The organism is Modestobacter sp. VKM Ac-2982, assembly GCF_026967935.1.
Taxonomy (GTDB): domain Bacteria; phylum Actinomycetota; class Actinomycetes; order Mycobacteriales; family Geodermatophilaceae; genus Modestobacter.
Window position 1 is genome coordinate 206,710 of record NZ_JAPVBL010000002.1, and the last position, 14,530, is coordinate 221,239.

Annotated in this window: 12 protein-coding genes; 3 read left to right on the plus strand and 9 right to left on the minus strand. The window is 76.8% G+C overall.

Features of this window, described 5'->3' with window-relative positions:
* Position 1: 1 nt before the first annotated feature.
* Together O2W20_RS07945 and O2W20_RS07950 are read left to right on the plus strand one after the other, a co-directional pair.
* Positions 2-373 carry a hypothetical protein gene (locus tag O2W20_RS07945; RefSeq protein ID WP_269173179.1) on the plus strand — a complete coding sequence of 124 codons (372 nt, stop codon included), beginning with the start codon at positions 2-4 and terminating at the stop codon, positions 371-373.
* A gap of 57 nt (positions 374-430) precedes the next feature.
* Entirely contained in the window at positions 431-1,189 is a 759-nt protein-coding gene (locus O2W20_RS07950) for an SDR family NAD(P)-dependent oxidoreductase (RefSeq protein WP_269173178.1), read from the plus strand.
* Here O2W20_RS07950 and O2W20_RS07955 read toward each other — a convergent pair.
* Genes O2W20_RS07955 through hpnC form a run of 8 tightly spaced genes read right to left on the minus strand, consistent with a single transcriptional unit; the run spans position 1,159 to position 11,542 of the window.
* Positions 1,159-2,991 (minus strand): 1-deoxy-D-xylulose-5-phosphate synthase, encoded by a 1,833-nt coding sequence (locus tag O2W20_RS07955; RefSeq protein WP_269173177.1) that lies wholly within the window; start codon positions 2,989-2,991, stop codon positions 1,159-1,161. The two genes, O2W20_RS07950 and O2W20_RS07955, sit on opposite strands and share 31 nt — an antisense overlap.
* Complete coding sequence (gene hpnH, locus O2W20_RS07960; RefSeq protein WP_269173176.1) at positions 2,988-3,992, minus strand: adenosyl-hopene transferase HpnH; 1,005 nt, start codon at positions 3,990-3,992, stop codon at positions 2,988-2,990. Before hpnH ends, O2W20_RS07955 begins: the two co-directional genes overlap by 4 nt.
* A gap of 1 nt (position 3,993) precedes the next feature.
* Positions 3,994-5,496: a 4-hydroxy-3-methylbut-2-enyl diphosphate reductase gene (gene ispH / locus O2W20_RS07965; protein WP_269173175.1), complete on the minus strand. Its 1,503-nt coding sequence runs from the start codon at positions 5,494-5,496 to the stop codon at positions 3,994-3,996.
* On the minus strand, positions 5,493-7,391 hold the full coding sequence (gene shc / locus O2W20_RS07970) for a squalene--hopene cyclase (RefSeq protein ID WP_269173174.1): 1,899 nt from the start codon (positions 7,389-7,391) through the stop codon (positions 5,493-5,495). Before shc ends, ispH begins: the two co-directional genes overlap by 4 nt.
* Positions 7,391-8,413, minus strand: a complete 1,023-nt coding sequence (locus tag O2W20_RS07975) for a polyprenyl synthetase family protein (RefSeq protein WP_269173173.1) — start codon at positions 8,411-8,413, stop codon at positions 7,391-7,393. The genes shc and O2W20_RS07975 overlap by 1 nt, the downstream gene beginning before the upstream one ends.
* Positions 8,410-9,786: a hydroxysqualene dehydroxylase HpnE gene (hpnE, locus tag O2W20_RS07980; protein ID WP_269173172.1), complete on the minus strand. Its 1,377-nt coding sequence runs from the start codon at positions 9,784-9,786 to the stop codon at positions 8,410-8,412. Before hpnE ends, O2W20_RS07975 begins: the two co-directional genes overlap by 4 nt.
* A complete protein-coding gene (gene hpnD / locus O2W20_RS07985) occupies positions 9,783-10,661 on the minus strand; it encodes a presqualene diphosphate synthase HpnD (protein WP_269173171.1) in 879 nt (292 codons plus the stop codon). Before hpnD ends, hpnE begins: the two co-directional genes overlap by 4 nt.
* Positions 10,658-11,542: a squalene synthase HpnC gene (hpnC, locus tag O2W20_RS07990; RefSeq protein WP_269173170.1), complete on the minus strand. Its 885-nt coding sequence runs from the start codon at positions 11,540-11,542 to the stop codon at positions 10,658-10,660. Before hpnC ends, hpnD begins: the two co-directional genes overlap by 4 nt.
* 143 nt (positions 11,543-11,685) lie before the next feature.
* On the opposite strand from hpnC, the gene O2W20_RS07995 reads away from it, so the two are divergent.
* Positions 11,686-13,098, plus strand: a complete 1,413-nt coding sequence (locus O2W20_RS07995) for a PucR family transcriptional regulator (protein ID WP_269173169.1) — start codon at positions 11,686-11,688, stop codon at positions 13,096-13,098.
* A 10-nt stretch (positions 13,099-13,108) separates the two neighbouring features.
* On the opposite strand, the gene O2W20_RS08000 is transcribed toward O2W20_RS07995, so the two are convergent.
* Complete coding sequence (locus O2W20_RS08000; RefSeq protein ID WP_269173168.1) at positions 13,109-14,443, minus strand: DMT family transporter; 1,335 nt, start codon at positions 14,441-14,443, stop codon at positions 13,109-13,111.
* Between the last annotated feature and the right edge of the window lie 87 nt (positions 14,444-14,530).

Genomic DNA, 14,530 nt, shown 5'->3' on the forward strand with positions numbered 1-14,530 from the left:
CGTGCACCGGGGGAGGGCCCGCCGCCGGGTGCTGCCGCTCCTGGTCTCCACCGCGTGCGTCGGCTGGGGAGCCGCGCAGCTCCTCCGGCCGGAGGAGGTCGCCCGCGCCGTCTGCGCCGGCCGGCGGCAACCGCCGACCTGGGTGACGCAGGTGCTCGGCGCCCGGCTGGTGGGCCAGTACGTCGCTGTGCTCGTCCGGCCCACCCGCGGGATGGTGCTCACCGGCGCCGCCGTCGACGTCCTGCACGCGCTCAGCATGGTGCCGGTCGCGGTCTGGTGGCCGGCGTACCGACGGGCGGCGGTGGTCAGCGGCGGGACGTCGGCCGCCGCTGCCGTCCTGGGCGCGGCCGCCGCTGCCCGGTCCGAGCGGTGAGCGGGTGCGGGCGACGACCGCGGTCCGTCCGCTGATCGCCGACGGCAGGCCCGCGCCGTGCAGCTGAGCGGCGCCGTCGTCCTGGTGACCGGGGCGAGCGGCGGGATCGGCGCCGCCACCGCCGAGCTGCTGGCCGCCCGGGGCGCCCGGGTGGTCTGCGCCGGGCGGGACGAGACCGCGCTGACCGTGGTCGCCGCCCGGTGCGGCGGCAGCGTGCTGACCGCGGACCTCCGTGCGCCGGGTGCCGCCGACGCGCTGGTCGAGGAGGCGCTGACCCGGTACGGCCGGCTCGACGCCGTGGTCGCCAACGCGGGCGCCGGGCACGCCGGCGCGGTGGCGGCGATGACCGCGGAGCAGGTGACGTCGCTGGTCGACCTGAACGTCCGGTCGACCATGCTGCTCGGGCGCGCGGCCGCGGCCGCGCTCACCGCCCAGCCGCCGGCGGACCGGGCGGTCTGCTTCGTCACCTCGATCGCGGGGGCCGTCGGGGTGCCGGGGGAGAGCGTCTACTCCGCCACGAAGGCCGCCGTCGAGGTGTTCGCGCTGCTGCTCGGCGAGGAGCTGCGCGACCGGCGGGTGCACGTGGGCACGGTGCTGCCCGGGGTCGTGGACACCGCGTTCTTCGACCGCCGCGGCGCCCCCTACGACCGGCGGGTGCCCCGCCCGGTGCCGCCGTCCCTCGTGGCCCGCGCGGTGGTCGACGTGCTGACCGGGCGCCGCCGGCGCGCCGTCGTGCCGCGCTGGCTCGCCCTCCCCGCCTGGCTGGCCGGCGCCGTCCCCGGCCCCTACCGCGCCCTGGCCCGCCGCTTCGGCTGACGGCCCACCTGCGCCGGGCCGAGCGCGGTCAGCACCCGGTGCACCACGCCGTCGACGTCCAGGCCGGCCGTGGCCAGCAGCTCCGCGCGGTCGCCGTGGTCCAGGAACCGCTGACCCAGACCGAGCGTCTGCGCCGGGGTGGTCACGCCGCCGGCCCGCAGCTCCCGGCAGAACGCGTCGCCGTAGCCGCCGGCCACGCCGTTGTCCTCCAGCGTGACCACCAGCTGGTGGGCACCGGCCGCGGCCACCAGCGCCGGGTCGACCGGCAGCAGCCAGCGCGGGTCGACGACGGTCGTCGGCACCCCCGCGGTCGCCAGTCGCTCGGCGGCGGCCACCGCGGTGGCCGCCAGCGGCCCGGTCCCGACCAGGAGCACCCGGGACGGCGCCCCGGCCGGGCGGTGCAGCACGTCGGCGGTGCCCAGCCGAGCCAGCGCCGGGAGCTCCGGGCCGACCGTGCCCTTCGGGAAGCGCAGCGCGGTGGGCCCGTCGCCGTCGGCCACCGCCTCGGCCAGCAGCTCGGCCAGCGTGCCGGCGTCCCGCGGTGCGGCCACCCGCATGCCCGGCACCATGCCCAGCAGCGACAGGTCCCACATCCCGTTGTGGCTGGCGCCGTCGCTCCCGGTGACCCCGGCCCGGTCGAGCACCAGGGTGACCGGCAGCCGGTGCAGCGCCACGTCCATCAGCAGCTGGTCGAAGGCCCGGTTCAAGAAGGTGGCGTAGACGGCGACCACCGGGTGCAGCCCGGCCATCGCCATGCCGGCCGCCGAGGTCAGCGCGTGCTGCTCGGCGATGCCGACGTCGCGCACCCGGTGGGGGTCGGTGCCGGCCAGCGGGGTCAGCCCGGTGGGGTCCAGCATCGCGGCGGTCAGCGCGACCACCTCGGGCCGGGCGGCGGCGACCTGCTGCAGGGCGGCGGAGAAGACCCCGGTCCACGACGGCCGCGGGGTGGCGGTGACCGACGCCGGGGCCTTCGCCGGGGCGACGGCGTGCATCCGGTCCGTCTCGTGGAGCTCGGCCGGCCGGTACCCGCGGCCCTTCTCGGTGACGCAGTGCACCACGGTCGGCGTGCGCCGGTCCCGCGCCTCGGTCAGCGCCGCCTCGACCGCGGCGACGTCGTGGCCGTCGACCGGCCCCAGGTAGCCCAGCCCCAGCTGCCCGAACACCGTGGCCCCGGTGCCGGGGCGCTGGCGCAGCTCGCGCAGGTGCGCGCCCAGCCCGCCGACGGTGGGCGCGTAGGAGCGGCCGTTGTCGTTGAGCACCACGACGACCGGGCGGCCGGCCGCGGCGCCCAGGTTGTTCAGCGCCTCCCAGCTGAGCCCGCCGGTCAACGCACCGTCGCCGACCACCGCGACCACGTGCCGGTCGTGCTCCCCGCGCAGCGCCAGCCCGGCGGCGAGCCCGTCGGCGTAGGCCAGCGCGGTGGAGGCGTGCGAGTTCTCCACCAGGTCGTGCACGCTCTCGGCTCGGGACGGGTAGCCGGACAGCCCCCCGGTGCGGCGCAGGGTGTCGAACTCCGCGGCGCGGCCGGTGAGCAGCTTGTGCACGTAGGTCTGGTGGCCGGTGTCCCAGAACACCGCGTCCCGCGGGGAGTCGAACACCCGGTGCACGGCCAGGGTCAGCTCCACCACGCCCAGGTTCGGCCCCAGGTGCCCGCCGGTGCGGCAGACCGACGCGATGAGCACCGCCCGGATCTCCGCGGCCAACGCGGCCAGCTCGGCCGGGCCGAGGCCGCGCAGGTCGGCCGGGCCGGTGACGTCGGCCAGCCGGTGGACCGCCGGCGGGTCGGCGAGGGTGCCGGTCACAACGACGTCGCTGCGCGCAACGACTCCCTCAGCGAGCCCATCGTGGCGAAGACCGCCGAGGGCTCGTACCCGCAATGGGCCATGCAGTTGTCGCAGCGCGGGTCCTTGCCGCGGCCGTAGGCGTCCCAGTCGGTGGTCTCCAGCAGCTCCTGGTAGCTGCTCACGTAGCCGTCGCTCATCAGGTAGCACGGCTTCTGCCAGCCCTTGAGCGAGTAGGAGGGGATGGCCCATGCCGTGCAGGCGAGGTCGACCTTGCCCTCCAGGAAGTCCAGGAAGACCGGCGAGTGGTTGAGCCGCCACTTCTTCCGCCGGTCGTCGCCGAACGCCTTCCTGAACAGCTCCCGGGTCTGCTCCACCCCCAGCCAGTGCTCCTGGTCCGGGGCCTTCTCGTAGGCGAAGCCGGGGGAGATCTGCATGTTGTCGATCCCGAGGTCGTCGTTGAGGTAGTCGAGCACCTCGATCACGTCCTGCGGGGTGTCGGTGTCGAAGAAGGTGGTGTTGGTCATCACCCGGAACCCGGCCGCCTGGGCCTGCTTGATCGCGTCGACCGCCTGGTCGAAGACGCCGTCCTTGCAGACCGACGCGTCGTGCCGCTGGCGCAGCCCGTCGATGTGCACCATCCAGGAGAAGTTCTTGTGCGGGGCGAACTTGTGCAGGTGCTTGGGCATCAGCACCGCGTTGGTGCACAGGAAGACGATCTTGTCCAGGTCCAGCAGCTGCCGGACGATCTCGTCGATCTCCTTGTGCATCAGCGGCTCACCGCCGGCGATGGAGACCATCGGGGCGCCCGACTCGACGACGGCGCCGACCGCCTCCTCCACCGGCATCCGCCGCTTGAGCATGGAGGCCGGCTCCTGGATCTTGCCGCAGCCGGCGCAGGAGAGGTTGCAGGCGAACAGCGGCTCGAGCTCGACCAGCAGCGCGAACTTGTCCTTGCGCAGCACCTTCTGCTTGAGCAGGTAGGAGCCCAGACGAGCGGTCTGGCGGAAGGGCATGGCCATGTCAGGAGACCTCCGGGGGGAGCGTGAACGTGACGTCCTCGTCGGTGACGTGCACGTCGTGCACGTGCACCGGACCGAGGCCGGACAGGCAGGTGACGAGGTCGTCGACCAGGTGGGGTGGGGCGGACGCCCCGGCGGACAGGCCGATCCGCCCGGCGCCGGCGAGCCAGCGCAGGTCGACCTGGGCGGCGTCCTCGACCAGGTGGGCGGGGCAGCCGGCGCGGTGGGCCACCTCGACCAACCGCACCGAGTTGGAGGAGTTCGCCGAGCCGACCACCAGCACCAGGTCGGCCTGCGCGGCCAGCGCGCGGACGGCCTGCTGGCGGTTGGTGGTGGCGTAGCAGATGTCGTCGCGCCGGGGTGCCCGCAGTGCCGGGAAGCGGTCCCGCAGGACGGCGGCCACCGCCTCGGCCTCGTCGACGGCCAGGGTGGTCTGCACCGCGTAGCTCACCCGCGCGGGGTCGCGGACGGCGACGGCGCGGGCCTCGTCCACGTCGGCGACGACGACCACGTCGTCCGGGGCCTCACCGACGGTGCCCTCGACCTCCTCGTGCTCGCGGTGCCCGATGAGCAGCACCGTCTCCCCGCGGCGGGCGGCCCGGCGCACCTCGGCGTGCACCTTGCTCACCAGCGGGCAGGTGGCGTCGACCACGGCCAGCCCGCGGTCGGTGGCCGCGGCGTGCACCGCCGGGGCCACCCCGTGCGCGGCGAGCACCAGCGGCGACCCGGCCGGGACGTCGTCGACCTCCTCGACGAACACCGCCCCGCGCTGCTCCAGGCTGCGGACGACGTGGGCGTTGTGCACGATCTGCCGGCGCACGTACACCGGGCCCTGGTGCCGCGCCAGTTCCCGCTCCACGGTGTCGATGGCCCGGGTGACCCCGGCGCAGAACGAGCGCGGGCTGGCCAGCAACACCTCGCGCGGGCCCAGCGCGGCGAGCCACTCGGCCATCGCCGGGGCGGCTGCCCGGAGGGCGCGCAGCGCCGTCAGCCCGCGGCCCGGCGTGCCGGGGTGGAGCAGGGGAGCGGTGGGGGTGTCCACCACCGCGCGGAGGGCGGCGAACGGCGCACCTCCGGCAGCCGACGCGAGCGGCAGCGTCTCGGTGTCCACGGCCAGCGCGCCGGTGGCGGCCAGGGCGGTGCGCGCGGCGCCGGTGACCACCGAGGGGCTGGTGGCCAGGGTGCCGACGTGCACCGGGAGCCCCCGGCGGGTCAGCGCGCCGGCCAGCAGCGGCGCGGCGGGGGAGGGGACCGTCGTCGTCCCGTCGGTGACCTGGTCGGCGACCACCAGGTCCCCGGGGCGCAGGTCGGGGGAGAGCGCGCCGGCGACGCCGGCGACCAGCACCGGCCCGGCCGCACGGTCCCGGGCCCAGGTCGTCGACCGGGCCCCGCGGCCGGTGTGCACCACCGGGGTGCCGCGCAGCGCGGGCGCGACCGCCGCGTGCTCCGTGCGCAGCGGGGTCGCGACCACCGGGGCAGCCGCGCGGTCGGCCGCCCCGCTCACCGGGACGCCTCCAGGTAGCGGCCCAGCGCCGAGACCGGGAAGACCAGCCGGTAGAGGTGGTAGTTGATGTAGAAGAAGCCGGGGAAGCCGACCCCGGTGAACTGCGGCTCGTCCCAGGTGCCGTCGGCCCGCTGGTGCTCCACCAGCCAGCGCACCCCGCGCTCGACGACCGGGCCGGTCTCGCCGGCGGCCAGCAGCGCCAGCAGCGCCCAGGCGGTCTGGGAGGCGGTCGGCTCGCCCCGGCCGATCCAGGCGGGGTCGGTGTAGGAGCGCAGGTCCTCGCCCCACCCGCCGTCGGCCTGCTGGTGGGCGGCCAGCCAGGCCACCGCCCGGCGGACGGCCGGTGCCTGGGTCGGGGTGCCGGTGGCGACCAGGGCCGGGACGACGGCGCCGGTGCCGTAGAGGTGGTTGGCGCCCCAGCGGCCGTACCAGGAGCCGTCGGCCTCCTGGTGGTCCAGCAGCCACTGCACCCCGCGACGGCACTCGGGCGAGCCGGCGCGGCCCTCCGCGGCCAGCATCTCCACCACGTGCGCGGTCACGTCGGCCGACGGCGGGTCGGTGAGGTTGCCGAAGTCGCAGAACGGCAGCCGGGCCGGCATGGCGCCGGTGTTGTCGGCGTCGAAGGCGCCCCAGCCGCCGTCCCGGCTCTGCATGCCGACCGTCCACGCGACGCCCCGGTCCAGCGCGGCGCGCAGCCGGGCCGGGTCGGGGACGGCGACGCGGCGGAGCGCCAGCACGACCTCGGCGGTGTCGTCGGTGTCGGGGTAGACGTCGTTGGCGAACTCGAACGCCCAGCCACCGGGTGCCAGGTCCGGACGGCGCACGGCCCAGTCGCCGCGGACCCGCACCTCCTCGCCGAGCAGCCAGTCGGCGGCCCGCAGGACCGCGGGGTCGTCGGCCGGCGTCCCGGCGTCCCGGAGCGCGGTCACCGCCAGCCCGGTGTCCCACACCGGGGACTGGCAGGCCTCCAGCCGGCGGACGACGCCGTCGGGGGTCTCCTCCCGCACGACGAAGCCCTCCAGCCCCGCCAACCCGGCGCGCATCGCCGGGTGGTCCAGGGCGTAGCCCTGCACGTGCAGGGCCAGCAGCGAGTACACCCACGGGGGCTGGATGCCGCCCCAGCCGCCGTCGGCCTCCTGGCGGGCCAGCACCCACTCGACCGCCTTGGCGGTCGCGGTCCGCCGGAGCCAGCCCACCGGGTGCCGGCCGTAGGCGGCCAGCACCCGGTCCAGCCGCTGGAACGCACCGGCCCAGGTCCACGGCCGGTCGAACGGTTCCGGCTCCGCGCCGCTGCGCAGCTCGTCGATGCCGAACGGCACCGGGTGCACCGGCCGGGCGCTGCCCACGACGGTCAGCGGCACCACCGTGCCGCGCGCCCAGCAGCCCCAGTCGTAGACGTTCAGCGGCACCGAGGGTGGCAGCAGCACCAGCTCCGGCGGCATCACCGGCAGCTCGTCCCAGGACCAGAGCCCGACCAGCGCCAGCCAGATCCGGGTGAACACCCGGCTGCGTTCCACCCCGCCCAGCGCGTGGACCACCTCGGCGGCCCGGGCCAGGTGCGGGTCGGTCGGGGCGTCACCGGCCAGCCGCAGCGCGACCCAGGCCTCCACCGTGGTGGACAGGTCGGCCGGGCCGCCGGCGAACGTCGCCCAGCTGCCGTCGGTGCGCTGCTGGGAGCGGATCCAGCGGGCCGCCTCGGCGGTCTCCTGCGCGGTGCGGATGCCCAGGAACTCCCGCATCAGCAGGTCCTCGGCGTCCATGGTGACGTTGGTCTGCAGCTCGCCCTTCCACCAGCCGTCGGGGTGCTGTCGGCCGCGCAGGTGCGCCACGGCGCGGTCCAGCGCCATCGCCGGGTCGACGGCAGCGGCCGCCGGGCGCTCGGTGGTGACGGTCATCAGCACTCCCTCCGGGTGAGCCAGTGGCCCAGTTCCAGCAGGTCGGCGTGGGGGGCGGGGGGCAGGGGCAGGTCCTCCAGCACCGCGGCCGCCCGGTCCAGCTGCTCCTCGGCGGTGGCCTCCGCCCAGGCCCGGGCGCCGGTGGCCGCCACCAGGTCGGCGGCCCGGTGCAGGTCCGGCTCGGTGTCACCGGCCGGGTCGGTGGCGTACCACCGGCCCAGCTCGGCGGCGGCCGGGCCGTCGGCGGCGAGCGCGCGGGTGACCGGCAGCGACTTCTTCCGCGCCCGGAGGTCGGCCAGCACCGGCTTGCCGGTGGTGGCCGGGTCGCCCCAGATGCCCAGCAGGTCGTCCACCAGTTGGAAGGCCGTGCCCAGGTGCCGTCCGTGGGCGTCCAGCGCGGCGATCAGCTCCGGTGGTGCACCGGCGAGCACCGCGCCGATGGCGCAGCTGGCGCCCAGCAGGGACCCGGTCTTCCCGGCGACCATGCCGAAGCACTCGTCCAGGGTGATCGAGGCCCGCCGCTCGAAGGCCAGGTCGGCGACCTGGCCGCGGATCAGCTCGGCGGTGGCGGCGGTCAGGCACCGGGCGGCGGCCGCGGCGTGCGGTGACCCGCTGTCCAGCACGACCTCCTGGGCCAGCCCCTGCAGCGCGTCGCCGGTGAGGATCGCGCAGGGCACGCCCCACAGCGACCAGACCGTGCGCCGGTGCCGCCGCTCGTGGTCGTGGTCCATCACGTCGTCGTGCAGCAGGGAGAAGTTGTGCACCAGCTCCACCGCGACGGCTCCGGGCATCCCGACGCTGCAGTCGGCGCCGGCCAGCTCGGCAGAGAGGACGGCGAGCGCCGGGCGCACCGCCTTGCCGCCGCCGGCGGCCCGCGGGGTGCCGTCCGCCTCGGTCCAGCCCAGGTGGTAGGAGGTGACCTCCCGGGTGACCGGGTCCAGCCGGTCCACCGCGGCGCGCAGCTGCGGCTGAACCTGCGCCCGGCAGCGCCCCAGGGTCTCGGGGGACAGGACGGCGGTCATGCCGCACCCACCACGTCGGTCCGGTCCTGCTGCGCACCGGCGCGCTCGTCGAGCACGCGGGCTGCTGTCTCACCACTGCGCACGGCACCCTCCATCGTCGATGGCCACCCGGTGGCGGTCCAGGCGCCGGCCAGCACCAACCCGGGTCGCGTGGTCACCGCCGCCGGACGGCGGTCGGCCTGGCCCGGGGAGGGGTCGACGGTCGCCGCCGGCTCCCGGGTGACGAAGCCGTCCAGCACCCGCGCCGAACGGGCGGCCGGGAGCAGGTCGGCCAGCGCGGCCTGCATCTGCGCGGTCAGGGCAGCGGCCCGGGTCCGGACCGTCTCCTGCGCCGCGGACAGCGAGATGACCAGGTACTGGCCCGCGCGCACCCCGGCCGAGGTGGTCCGGTCGAACACCCACTGCACCGGACTGCCCACCGCGGCCAGGAACGGCACGTCGAGCACCGGCCGGTCGTAGTGCAGGTGGACGTTCACGATCGGCACCGCCCCCAGCCGCCCGGCCCAGCCCGGGGCCAGCGGTACCGCCCCGACGGGCAGGAGGTCCTCCACCACCGCGGGCGGCGCGGCAAGCACGACGGCGTCGACCTCGTGCTCGGTCCCGCCGCGCTCGGTGACCACCCACCCGGCCCCGGCCGCACGCAGGGCCTGCACCCGGGCGCCGGTGCGCACCTGGCAGCCGGCCTCCTCCAGCGCCCGCCGGGCCGCGGTGCCGTGCAGGTCGCCCAGCGGCGCCTCCGCCCAGCCGATGTCCGCGCCGGCCGGGTCCTCCAGCAGCGCCGTCCGGAAGACCGTCCCGGCCAGCGCCAGGGAGGCCCCGGTCGCCGGGGCGTTGAGCGCCGCCACCCCGATCAGGTCCCACAGCGCCGCGACCGTGCGGTCGTTCTGCCCGTGGGCGGTGAGCCAGTCGGCGAAGGTCTGCGCGTCGGCGGCGGGGTCCGCGGGGTCCAGCTGCCGCAGGGCCAGCCCCGCCCGGGCGGCGCGCACCCGGTCGGCCGGGGAGAGCAGCCGGTGGCCGGCGAGCATCCGGCCCAGCGCCAGCGGAGCGGGACCCGCCGTCCGGCGCAGCGTGGCCCGCGCCGCCCCGCCCGACGGCCCGGGCCGCAGCACGGGGATGGACATCCTGTCCTGCAGGACCACCCGGTCGGCCACGCCCAACCGGTCCAGCAGCGCCCGGTAGGAGGTGCAGCAGCGCAGGAACACGTGCTGGCCGGAGTCGACCGGACGGTCGCCGCGGGAGAACGAGCCGGCCAGCCCGCCGAGCCGCGGCCGGCTCTCCAGCAGGGTGACCCGGTCGCCGCGGTCGGCCCGGGCGAGCGCGGCCGCGGTGCCGGCCAGGCCGCCACCGACCACCGCCGTCCGGCGCCCGTTCATGTCCGTCCTGCCAGCGCGCGGCCGGCGACCAGCGCCTTCTCCCGGCCGGACAGCGCCAGCCGCCGGTCGAACACCGTCTCCGGCCGCTCGGCGATCCGCTCGGTGAGCCGCCGGTAGATCCCGGACATGGCCAGGCAGCAGGCAGCGCTGCGCCGGTCCAGCAGCGGGACCAGCCGGAGCCCGTCGTCGTACCAGGTGGTCGCCCGGCCGCAGGCGAACCGGAGCAGCGCGGAGAGCGCACCGTCGTCGTCGACCAGGTCGCCGGACTCGTCCAGCCGGAGGTCGACCCCGAACCGGTCCAGGTCCTCCTGCGGCAGGTACACCCGCCCGTTGAGCAGGTCCTCGCGGACGTCCCGCAGCACGTTGGTCTGCTGCAGCCCGATGCCCAGCTGGTCGGCGTAGCCGGGGGCGCGCGGGTCGGGCCGGCTGCCGAAGACGCCCAGGCACAGCCGCCCGACCGAGCCGGCCACGCACCGGCAGTAGCCGACCAGGTCGGTGAAGGTCGCGTACCGCAGCCCGGCGGTGTCCATCGCGACGTCCTTCTCCACTCCGTCGACCAGTTCACCGAAGGCGTCCAACGGGATGGGGTAGCGCCGGGCGGCGTCCGACAGCGCGAGCAGCACCGGATCGGCGAGGTCCCGGCCCGCGGCCAGCTGGTCGACCGCGGCGCGCACGGCCGCCAGCCGGGCGGCCTTCTCCGCCGGCGGCAGGTCGCCGTCCCCGATGTCGTCGATCCGCCGGGCCAGGGCGTAGACCGCGCACAGCACGGCCCGCTTGTCCGGCGGCAGCAGCCGGATGCCGTAGTGGAAGTTGCGGGCCTGGTCCCGGGTGATCTCCTCGCAGGCGGTGTATGCCTCGGTCAGCGTCGGGTTCATCGCCGCCCCCCGGCCAGCGCGCGCACCAGGTGCGCCAGCACGTCCCGGCGCCGGGTCCGGGCCGGCTGCCCCAGCACGTCGCCGTCCACCCGGCGGACGGCGTCCACCGCCGCCCGGCCACCGGCGAGGTAGCCGGCGACGGCCGGCCGGGCCCAGCCGTGCAGCGACGCGACCAGGGGGCCGCCGGCGTCCAGCAGGTCGTCGACCCGGTCGGCCTCGTGCAGCACCAGCCGGCGCAGCGCAGGCGAGGCGGTCCCGGCGTCGAGGTCGTCCTCGTGCACGCCGAAGGCGGCCAGGTCCTCCGTCGGCAGGTAGACCCGGCCGGCCCGCCGGTCCTCGCCCACGTCCTGCAGGTGCTCCACGACCTGCAGACCGGCGCAGACCCGGTCGGAGAGCCGTCGGCGCTCCGGGTCCACGGCGTCGAACAGGTGCAGGACCAGGGCGCCGATGGGCGCCGCGGACAGCCGGCAGTAGTCCAGCAGGTCCGCGAAGCTCGCGTACCGGCTCACCCGCTGGTCCTGCAGGTTCGCCTGGACCAGCTGCTGGAACGGCTCGGGTGGCAGCGCCCGGCGGCGCACGACCGGGACCAGCCGGCCCAGCACCGCCCGGTCCGGCGTCCCCGTGGTCCAGACCGTCGCCAGGTCGTCGGCGAAGTCCAGCAGCGCGGTCGTGCGGCCGCCCTCGGTCGTCAGCGGCAGCTCGTCGCCGAGGTCGTCGATCGTGCGGACGACGTCGTAGACCGCCTGCAGGTCCTGCCGCAGCGTGGCCGGCAGCAACCGCAGCGCCACCGGGAAGTTCTCGGCGCGTTCGAGGTCGCGCAGGTCGCCGCGGACCGTCCCGGACGGGGCGACCGCGGGAGACCGGGTCCGAGGCGATGACATGGACCGAGGATCCGTCCGGATCCGGTCCGGTGTCTGCTCACCGGGAGGCGGAATCGGCGCGGACGAGTTGTCGCCCGGTGACAAGACCGGTGTACTGGACCCAGGTCGGAGCCAACGATCCAGCTGCCACTCCCGGGAGCAGGATGACCTCTCTCAAGGCCGAGTCGCCCCTCCTGCGGCTGCTGCCCGCGCTCCTCGCCGGGGTCCCCGACATGTTGGACGGGGTCACCCGTGCGCTGGCCGAGGTCGACCAGGGGTACGCGGACTTCCTGGCCCGCGGCCGTGCCCAGGCGATCGCCCCGGCGGAGCTGGCGATCCGCCGGCTGGTCTGGGGGGCGGAGCAGGCCTCGCGGCCCGACCGCCCCGGGACGACGGCGCCGCAGGCCGGAGGCCGCCGGGCGGACGGGCCCCCGGGGGACCAGGAGATCTGGTCCCTGTTCGGCGAGCTCGGGCGGGAGCAGCGGCGCTGCGACCTGCCGGTCGGCGACCTGCTGTCGGCCTACCAGGCCGGGGGGCGTGCGGCCTGGCGGCACATCGCCGCCACCGCGGTGGCCGGACGGGTGCCGGCCGCAGCCCTCGCTGCGCTCGCGGAGGAGCTGTTCTCCCTCGTCGACCACCTGGGGGCGGTGACCATCGCCGGCTACGTCGCCGAGCAGGTCGGTGCGGCGGAGCTGCGCGAGGAACTGCGTGACGCGCTGGCCGAACGCCTGCTGTCCGACCGCTCGGACGGCGGAGCGGTCGAGGTCGCGGCCCGGCGGGCGAGCTGGCCGCTGCCCTCCGGAGCGGCCGTGGTGTTCGTCCAGCCGGACGACCAGGCCGGGAGGCAGTCCCTCGCCCGGCTGGGCAGCGACTGCCTCCAGCTCCGCCACACCCCGCTGCCCGGTGCGATCGTCCCGGACCTCGCCGCCCCCGGGCGGCGGAAGCGCCTCGAGGCAGCGCTGCGTGGCTGCACCGCGCTGGTCGGGCCGGTGGTGGAGCTGCGCCGGCTGCCGGAGAGCGCCCGGCTCGCCGAGGCCGCCGTCCGGACGCTGCCGCCCCGGCGGCCGGAGGACGGCCCGGTCTTCGTGGACGAGCACCTGGACACGTTGATCGTCCACCGCGACCCGGAGCTCCTCGAGGCGCTGCGGCAGCAGGTCCTGCGCCCGCTGGCCGACGCTGCGCCGGCGAGCCAGGAGGCGTTGCGGCAGACGCTGCGCTCCTGGCTGACCCACATGGGCAACCGGCGCGCGGTCGCCGACGAGCTCGGCGTCCACCCCCAGACGGTGCGGTACCGGCTGGGGCGGCTGCAGGAGCTGTTCGGCCCCGCCCTGGAGGACCCGGCCGGCCGGTTGCAGCTGCTGCTGGCGCTGGCCTGGGAGCCGGCGTCACCGCGCGCCCGCCGGCGGTCGGCGCCGCCGGCCGGGGTGCCGCGCCGGACCGCTGCGGCCCGCAGGACACGGCCGTTGCCCGCCGGTGACCCCCCGGTCGTCCCGGTGCTGCACAACGGACGGACGACGCCCGACGCACGTCCCGCCGCCGCCCCCACGGCGCCCCGCCGGGCCGGCTCCGCCCGGTGACCCTGCCGGCTCAGCCGCCCCGGCGCTCGGCGGCCACCGAACGGCGCTGCGTCTCCGCCCGGGTGCGCAGCTCCGCGGCCTCGGCGGCGAGCCGGCGGTCACGGGCCCGGGCCTCCTCCTCGTAGCGCGCCAGGGTGGCCGCCAGTTCCTCCCGGACCTGCCGTCGCGCCGGCGTGGCCGAGCCACTGCGCACGCCGTCGCCGGCCGGCTGCTCGGGCAGCGGCGTGCCCGCCTGTTCGGCCGCCTGTTCCGCGGACTCCACCGCGGCCTGCCCCCCGGCGTCGGCCAGCCGCTCCAGTGCCGCGTCGAGCCGGGGGACCAGTTCGTCGAGGCGCTGCAGCCGGCGGTCGACGGCCGCCTGTCCCGGTCGCCGGGTCCGGGTGCGGCACTCCTCCAGCCAGGACACCGTGCCGGCCAGGTCGTGCAGCAGACCCTCGACCTCGCGTTCGCGCTCCGCGACCTCCTCCTCCGCGGCCTTCCGGGCGATGACCTCCGACTGCCCGGTGACCAGCGGCGAGGTGGCCAGCAGGTAGATGCCGACGGTCATCACGGCCAGGGCGACCAGGAAACCGGCGAGCGGGAGCACGCCCACGGCCAGCGCGGTGCCCAGCACGACGACGCTGATCCCGATGGCGGCCAGCGGCTCGGTGGCGGCCAGCGCCGGGTAGGACGCCGCCAGCGGGGCCATCTCGTAGGCGCTCTGCGCCAGCAGGGTCCCCGCGACGGCGGTGACGGCGACGGCGTACGTGGTCCAGGAGCTCAGCAGCCCACCGATGCCGTCGTCCAGGAAGGCGCTCACGGCCACGTGGGTGAACGCCGACTGGAGCGCGAACAGCATGCCGGCGCCGGCCCCGAGCATCGGCGCCTCCCGGGCGGGGGCGAGCTTCCGCGCGGTGGCCACCAGCCCGCCCACCAGGGAGCCGATCACCGCGAGCACGACCAGCCACTGCCACAGCGGCGGCTCGACGTCCGCCCCCTCCTCCGGGCGGGCGATGACCAGGAAGCCGGCCAGGCCGCCGGCGGTGGCCAGCATGCCCAGCCAGTCGCGTCGCGTCAGTCGCTGGCGCGCCCAGACCGCCGAGATCGGGAGGGCGAACAGCAGGCGGGCCACCAGCAGCGGTTGCACGAGCGCGACCGAGCCCATGCCCAGCGCCGCCCCGCTGAACAGGTTGCCGACGACGGCGGTGCCCACCCCGATCAGCCAGGGCGGCTGGCGCACCAGCCACCACAGCAGGCTGAGCCGCAGCGTCTTGCCGGGCGGGGCGGTGAAGGCGACCCGTTGCTGCACCACCGATCCGATGCCGAACAGCAGGGCGGCGCCGAGTGCCAGCAGGTAGACGGTCACGGCAGCGGGGTACCCCGCTCGCCGGTGGGGTAAGGCAGCGCCGGCAGCTTCCGGGGGCCTCGTGTCCCGCTGCCCCCGCCGGTTCCC

Coding starts and splice junctions, on each gene's coding strand:
- O2W20_RS07975 (WP_269173173.1), bottom strand. CDS start 8,413: ATGACCGCCGTCCTGTCCCCCGAGACCCTGGGGCGCTGCCGGGCGCAG.
- hpnE (WP_269173172.1), bottom strand. CDS start 9,786: ATGAACGGGCGCCGGACGGCGGTGGTCGGTGGCGGCCTGGCCGGCACC.
- O2W20_RS07995 (WP_269173169.1), top strand. CDS start 11,686: ATGACCTCTCTCAAGGCCGAGTCGCCCCTCCTGCGGCTGCTGCCCGCG.
- hpnD (WP_269173171.1), bottom strand. CDS start 10,661: ATGAACCCGACGCTGACCGAGGCATACACCGCCTGCGAGGAGATCACC.
- shc (WP_269173174.1), bottom strand. CDS start 7,391: ATGACCGTCACCACCGAGCGCCCGGCGGCCGCTGCCGTCGACCCGGCG.
- hpnC (WP_269173170.1), bottom strand. CDS start 11,542: ATGTCATCGCCTCGGACCCGGTCTCCCGCGGTCGCCCCGTCCGGGACG.
- hpnH (WP_269173176.1), bottom strand. CDS start 3,992: ATGGCCATGCCCTTCCGCCAGACCGCTCGTCTGGGCTCCTACCTGCTC.